General features: G+C 46.0%; 6 protein-coding genes and 1 other annotated feature. Of the genes, 1 reads left to right on the forward strand and 5 read right to left on the reverse strand.

Annotated features, from left to right (window positions below; genetic code table 11):
• Nucleotides 1–30: 30 nt before the first annotated feature.
• Nucleotides 31–408 carry an autonomous glycyl radical cofactor GrcA gene (gene grcA / locus CAG69_RS12875; RefSeq protein ID WP_005381814.1) on the forward strand — a complete coding sequence of 126 codons (378 nt, stop codon included), beginning with the start codon at nt 31–33 and terminating at the stop codon, nt 406–408.
• Between the two features lie 92 nt (nt 409–500).
• On the opposite strand, the gene CAG69_RS12880 is transcribed toward grcA, so the two are convergent.
• From CAG69_RS12880 to thrL, 5 genes are all read right to left on the reverse strand, one after another.
• Nucleotides 501–1160, reverse strand: a complete 660-nt coding sequence (locus CAG69_RS12880) for an NADPH-dependent FMN reductase (protein WP_046873970.1) — start codon at nt 1158–1160, stop codon at nt 501–503.
• A gap of 139 nt (nt 1161–1299) precedes the next feature.
• Nucleotides 1300–2580 carry a threonine synthase gene (gene thrC / locus CAG69_RS12885; RefSeq protein ID WP_161444535.1) on the reverse strand — a complete coding sequence of 427 codons (1281 nt, stop codon included), beginning with the start codon at nt 2578–2580 and terminating at the stop codon, nt 1300–1302.
• Nucleotides 2577–3533 carry a homoserine kinase gene (gene thrB / locus CAG69_RS12890; protein WP_041852994.1) on the reverse strand — a complete coding sequence of 319 codons (957 nt, stop codon included), beginning with the start codon at nt 3531–3533 and terminating at the stop codon, nt 2577–2579. Before thrB ends, thrC begins: the two co-directional genes overlap by 4 nt.
• Nucleotides 3534–3553: 20 nt before the next feature.
• Nucleotides 3554–6013: a bifunctional aspartate kinase/homoserine dehydrogenase I gene (thrA, locus tag CAG69_RS12895; protein ID WP_161444537.1), complete on the reverse strand. Its 2460-nt coding sequence runs from the start codon at nt 6011–6013 to the stop codon at nt 3554–3556.
• Between the two features lie 53 nt (nt 6014–6066).
• Nucleotides 6067–6186, reverse strand: a sequence feature (Thr leader region).
• On the reverse strand, nt 6122–6199 hold the full coding sequence (gene thrL / locus CAG69_RS12900; protein WP_074192076.1) for a thr operon leader peptide: 78 nt from the start codon (nt 6197–6199) through the stop codon (nt 6122–6124). (Overlaps the previous feature by 65 nt.)
• Nucleotides 6200–6483: the final 284 nt, after the last annotated feature.

The following is a 6483-nucleotide window of genomic DNA, read 5'->3' on the forward strand; positions in this document are numbered from 1 at the left end:
ATCACCACGTAAGTGGTCTAGGAGATAGTGATGATCCAAGGTATCCAAATTACAAAAGCGGCAAACGACGACCTACTAAACTCTATCTGGCTATTAGATAGCGAAAAAAATGAAGCTCGTTGTGTTGCTGCAACTGCTGGCTACGAAGCAGACCAAGTTATCGCAATCAGCGATCTAGGTGAATACGAAAGCCGTGAAGTAGCAATCGAAACAGCTCCTCGCATCGAAGGCGGTCAACACCTAAACGTGAACGTGCTTAAACGCGAAACACTAGAAGATGCAGTTGCACACCCAGAGAAATACCCACAACTAACTATCCGTGTTTCTGGTTACGCAGTACGTTTCAACTCGCTGACTCCAGAACAGCAACGTGACGTCATCGCTCGTACTTTTACTGAGACGCTATAATCTCAATAAAATCGACTTACTCACATTTAAAAAGCTTGGTCTCAATGGCCAAGCTTTTTTTGTTTTTCCATGCATCTAACCGTTCTGTTCCTTTACGGAGCATTTCTCTGTGACGGATCCTTCTTAAACACTTCAGCCAGTGAGGTTGGGTCAAGCCTTTCTCTTTGTTGTGAAGCGCCTTCTGCCCACCAAATCAATTGATGTATTGTGCGATTCATATAGCTGTCCCACTGCGTCTGCTGCAATTCATCCGCAACGACACCCTGTTCGTCAAACACTTCTTGCGCTTTCGGAATGTGAATCATCGCCGAGACAGGTAGACATCCAAGTTCAGATAAGAAGGTACGCATCGACACTGCAGCTCGAACACCACCCCATTGTCCAGCAGAATAGGTCACGATAGCACTTGGCTTATAAGAAAACAGCGAACTACCAAAATGGTTAAGCATATTAGCCAAGGCAGGACTCATCGAATGGTTATATTCCGGACTGACCATCACGTACCCATCGGCACTTTTAATTTTGTCTGCCAGTTCTCTCAAGTGGGCTGGCACTTTAGCGCGATGGTAAGCAAACTCAGGCTTAAACACGTCGTCAAAGTCGTAGTTCAATGGGTCAATGATTTCGACGGTATGTTGCGAATACTGATTCTTAAACAACGTTTCACAAGCTCTACTCACTCGCATGCCCAAGCGGGCTGGTCGTGGTGGCGTGCTGTCTCTCACTGAGCCAAGAAAAATCAAAAAATGCATGCTTCTCTTTCCATCTCATTTAGTTAAGTTCGTTTCTCAATCATAAAGAGAGTCAAAACTTACCGACAATAAAAAAGGTGAATGATTACTCATTCACCTCTCGTTATTTCTGTTTTTGATACTTACTATACTTTGAAGCTTACTGCACGCGGCGCAGTACTTGTTTCAATGCGTCAAAGTCTGCGTCGAGATCTTCCGATAGCAGCTCCATCGCAGCGTGCTTCGCTAGTGGTGCAGGAAGGTCGATATCGGATTCTAGAATATCATCCACCACTTCTTTGAACTTCGCAGGGTGAGCAGTACATAGGAACAGACCGGTTTCACCGTCTTGCAGTTGCTCTTCAAGAACGCGGTAAGCAATCGCACCGTGCGGTTCGCATAGATAGCCTAGAGCATGTAAGTCTTTCACTGACTGTGCGCTTTGCTCATCAGATACTGCACCTTTACCTAGCGTCTCCAAGCCCCACTCTTTCACACGGCATAGCTCTTCGATACGAGGCCAGTTGTTTGGTTGGCTCACGTCCATCGCGTTCGATGTCGTTGCTACTGTTGGTTTTGGCTCCCACTTACCTGTTTCTAGGTAGCGAGGAACCGTGTCATTGGCATTAGTTGCAGCGATAAAGCGTTTGATAGGCAAGCCCAGCGCTTTTGCCAGTAGACCAGCAGTTAGGTTACCGAAGTTACCGCTTGGTACTGATACCACTAGGTTTTCACGCTCTTGCTTGCTCATTTGCGCAGCGGCTTCAAAGTAGTAACAGATTTGCGCCATCAAACGGCTGATGTTGATTGAGTTTGCAGAGTTAAGACCGATCTCTTCACGCAGTGCAGAATCATCAAAAGCTTGCTTAACCAGTGCCTGACACGCATCGAAGTCGCCATCGATCGCGACAGTGTGAATGTTCTTGCCTAGCGTACAGAATAGCTTCTCTTGCAGTGGGCTAATCTTGCCTTTCGGGTAAAGAATCACAACGTTGATGTCTTCCATACCATAGAAAGCGTGCGCAACGGCTGCGCCAGTATCGCCAGAGGTCGCAGTCAGAATGGTGATCTTGCCACCGTCCGATACCGCCGCAAGAGATTGCGCCATAAAGCGACCGCCAAAATCTTTAAATGCCAGCGTTGGACCATGGAAAAGCTCTAACGCGTAAACACCGTCTTTGACTTGATTGATTGGCGCCGGGAATTGGAACGCTGCGTCCACAAGCGCGTTGACTTGCTCTTCCGCCAGCTCATCACCGATAAACGCTGATAAAATCTTAGTGCTACGAGAAACAAAGTCTTCTGCCAGTAGCGCATCAACGTCTTCAAACTTTGGTAATTCCGATGGGAAAAATAGACCTTGGTTACGGCCTAACCCTTGGCGAACGGCTTGGCCAAAGGAAACTTGTTCATCATTTTCTTTTATATTGTAAAGCTTCATAGCTCACTTCCTGTTACTTTCGAACCCTGCTTATCTAGACGACAAACGTGGACGAATCCTTCTTCGTTTTGTACGTAGTTTTGTTCTAACCAGCGAGCAACTCGCTCAGCGACATCTTTCTCTTTGCAAATACTGAACAGTGTCGGCCCACTGCCAGAAATACCGGTTGCCAATGCACCCGCAGACGCTGCGTATTGACGTGCATTCGCAAAACCTGGAAGCAGTTTCTCACGATACGGTTCTGCGATCACGTCTTTGATCATTTTTGCAGCAAGTTCTGGCTGACCAGAATGACACGCATGAATAAAGCCCGCAAGATGGCGGCCATGAGCAATGATATCTTGTCGACGGTATTGAGATGGTAGGATCTCACGCGCTTCTGCTGTTGATACCTTGATACCCGGATACGCCATGACCCAGTACCAATCATCAAAACAAGGCACTTCTTGACTGATGATACCAAGCTCTTCAAGCATCAACTGGACACCACCAAGGTAACACGGCGCGACGTTATCGTAGTGAATACCACCAGAGATCTTGCCTTCCATTTCTCCCATCAGCGCTAACAACTCTGTCTCGTTAAGCGGCTGACCATGGAATCGGTTTAAGGCATCCAGCGCCGCCACGATAGAACATGCACTTGAGCCTAAACCTGAGCCTATTGGCATGTTCTTTTCTAGCGTCATTTCAAGTGGTTTTAGCTCAACACCTTTTTTATCTAGCTCGCGAGAAAACACCAGCCAACAATCGTAAACGATGTTTTCTTTTGGCTCTGTAGGCAACTTAGAGACAAAATTACCCGCAGTTTTCAGACTGAACGGCTCAGTCCCTGCCTTAACTTGTACTCTGTCACCTAGCAAGGTTCCATCCACTGGGGACACCGCCGCCCCCAATACATCAAAACCAACACTTACATTACCAATTGATGCTGGGGCATAAACCACTACATCCATATCACTTGAACTCATTCTTGTTATACCCCTAGTTTCCAACCTAAAGTACGCATCACGTCAGAGAATACACCCGCAGCCGTTACCTCAGTACCTGCGCCATAGCCACGCAACACAAGTGGGATTGGCTGGTAGTAACGGCTGTAAAATGCCAGTGCGTTTTCACCGTCTTTGATTTTATACATCGGATCGTTTTCATCCACCGCAGCGATGCTTACTGTGCACTTTCCTTCGTTAATTTCACCAACGTAACGCAGTACTTTGCCTTCTTCTGCTGCTTTAGCCGATAACTCTTTGAAGTAAGCGTCCGCTTCTGGGAGACGCGCCATAAACTCATCAACACTGCCTGAATCATCAAAGCCTGGCGGTAGCGCTTGGTCAACAACAACGTCTTCAAGCTCTAGTGACATGCCCGCTTCACGAGCTAGGATCAACAACTTACGCGCGACATCCATACCAGACAGATCATCACGAGGATCTGGTTCAGTAAAGCCATTTTCTTTTGCGATATTCGTCGCTTCACTTAAGCTCATTCCTTCATCTAACTTACCGAAAATATAAGAAAGAGAACCGGAAAGAATACCGCTGAAACGCTCCAGTTCATCGCCTGCAGAAATTAGGTTTTGCAGGTTTTCAATAACCGGTAGGCCTGCACCTACGGTTGTTTCATACATCAATTTACGACGGGAGCTACGAGCCACATCGCGAAGCTGATGGTAGTACGCCATGCTTGCTGTGTTTGCTTTTTTGTTTGGTGTTACAACATGAAAACCTGCCGCTAGGAAGTCGGCGTATTGTTTAGCAATGTCTTCACTGGAAGTACAATCAACCAATACAGGGTTGATAATATGATTGCGTTGTACCAAAGAAATCAGACGCGCTAGGCTGAATTCTTCTGTGGCTGCTGACATACGATCACGCCAGTGCTCGAGCGGTAAGCCTTCGCTATCAAGCAACAGACCTTTGCTGTTTGCTAAGCCACAAACTCGAATCACAATGCCTTTCTCAGCCAGTTTGACTTGTTGGCGCTCGATCTGATCCACCAGCTCGCCACCCACACCACCAACACCAACAACGAACACATCGAGGAAGTGTTTCGAGTTGAATAGGTTTTCGTGACACGCTTTGATCGCCTCAGAAATTTTGTCTTCTGGAATAACTGCAGAAATCGCACGTTCTGATGAGCCTTGTGCTATCGCCACGATATTCACGTTCACTTCAGCAAGAGAAGAGAAGAAGCGAGAAGCCACACCACGCGATGTGCGCATACCGTCACCAACAAGCGTAATGATTGAAACATTATCAATAAACTCGACTGGTTCTAGTAAGCCATCTTTCAGTTCTAACTCGAACGCATCGGCCAGCACTTGCTGCGCTTTCGCTTTATCTTCAGCCTCAATACAGAAGCTGATGCTGTATTCAGAAGAAGACTGAGTGATCAGAACAATAGATACACCAGCAGACGACATCGCACCGAATACACGGCTCGCCATACCTACCATGCCTTTCATACCAGGGCCTGATACGTTAACCATGGTTAGGTCGTTAAGTGTTGTAATACCTTTGATCGCAAGATTATCTTCACCAGTATCTTGGCCGATAAGAGTACCTGCACCTTGAGGGTTAAAGCTGTTTTTGATCAGACATGGAATGTGGAATTGAGCAATAGGGGCGATGGTTTTCGGGTGCAGAACGGAAGCACCAAAATAAGAAAGCTCCATCGCTTCTTGGTAGCTTAGTGATTTAAGTAGGCGAGCATCTTCGACTAAACGTGGGTCACAGTTGTATACACCATCAACGTCGGTCCAGATTTCACAGCAGTCTGCGCGTAAACAAGCTGCAAGAACCGCTGCCGAGTAGTCAGAGCCATTACGACCCAGCGTGACAAGCTCTCCTTTTTCGTTGCCAGCTGTAAAGCCCGGCATAATGTTCACATGACCCTGAGGAAGGGGTTTTTGACGGAAGTTTTGCGTTGAAATATCCACATCAACCATAGCTTCAAGATGATCACCTTGGGCATACAGATACTCGACAGGATCGATCAAGCTCGCTTGTTGTCCCTTCGCCTCCAAGACAGCTTTCATCAACTGAATGGAAACACGCTCACCTTTACTAATAATGCGCGCATTTACGTTGTTTGGGCACATACCTAATAGATTGATGCCGTGAACAAATTGACGTAATTGAGATAGCGAGGTTTTCACTTGGTTATCGAAAGCTGAACCATCAATATTGGGGAGTACTACTTGGATTTGAGTGAAGAGCGTTTTAAACGATTCATCCAACTCTTTGATTTGCAGCTCTGCTTCACCATTGCGCAACGCGCCTTCAATGACCGCAACCAACTTATTTGTTGTTTTACCTGGGGCTGAAAGAACAACCGCCACTTCTTCTTGTTGAGCGTTATTGGCAATGATGTCTGCCGCTCTTAAAAAGCGATCTGCATCAGCTAGTGATGAACCGCCAAACTTCAATACTCGCATCCCTTCCTCCGGTATATCTTCTCAAACTTGTCTAAATTCTGGATAAAAAAGCATAAAAAAAGGCCTGTATCTTGTTGGATACAGGCCTTTTTTGTGAATTTCTTTCGCTCAGCAGCCTGCCCCAACATGTGTCGTGTCGGTAATAATAATGGTCGTGGTCATTACTACTAGGCTGTTAGATGGCATAAATATTCAACGTTAATTGTGTTTGCTTAACTCTACGTTTACCGAGTTTCCGATTCATAGTCAACAAAAAATTGTTTGTTTTTCAGTCTTACAGCAATTTCTGCTAAGCAATCTTATTGATATTTAAAGCTAATTGGATGTTATTGCTCGCTAGGAAATCTGTCGCTAATTTTTGTAGGGGGCTCATCCCATCGTCATCAGTCTCACTTTTTACTCCATAACTAGTCTGATCTTCGTCATAAAGCGTAAGATCAAATTATGAAAGGGAGTTGTTGACACTTAAC

Source organism: Vibrio sp. V43_P6S15P86 (assembly GCF_009904725.1).
Taxonomy (GTDB): Bacteria; Pseudomonadota; Gammaproteobacteria; order Enterobacterales; family Vibrionaceae; genus Vibrio; species Vibrio diabolicus.

Coding starts and splice junctions, on each gene's coding strand:
- grcA (WP_005381814.1), top strand. CDS start 31: ATGATCCAAGGTATCCAAATTACAAAAGCGGCAAACGACGACCTACTA.
- CAG69_RS12880 (WP_046873970.1), bottom strand. CDS start 1,160: ATGCATTTTTTGATTTTTCTTGGCTCAGTGAGAGACAGCACGCCACCA.
- thrC (WP_161444535.1), bottom strand. CDS start 2,580: ATGAAGCTTTACAATATAAAAGAAAATGATGAACAAGTTTCCTTTGGC.
- thrB (WP_041852994.1), bottom strand. CDS start 3,533: ATGGATGTAGTGGTTTATGCCCCAGCATCAATTGGTAATGTAAGTGTT.
- thrA (WP_161444537.1), bottom strand. CDS start 6,013: ATGCGAGTATTGAAGTTTGGCGGTTCATCACTAGCTGATGCAGATCGC.
- thrL (WP_074192076.1), bottom strand. CDS start 6,199: ATGCCATCTAACAGCCTAGTAGTAATGACCACGACCATTATTATTACC.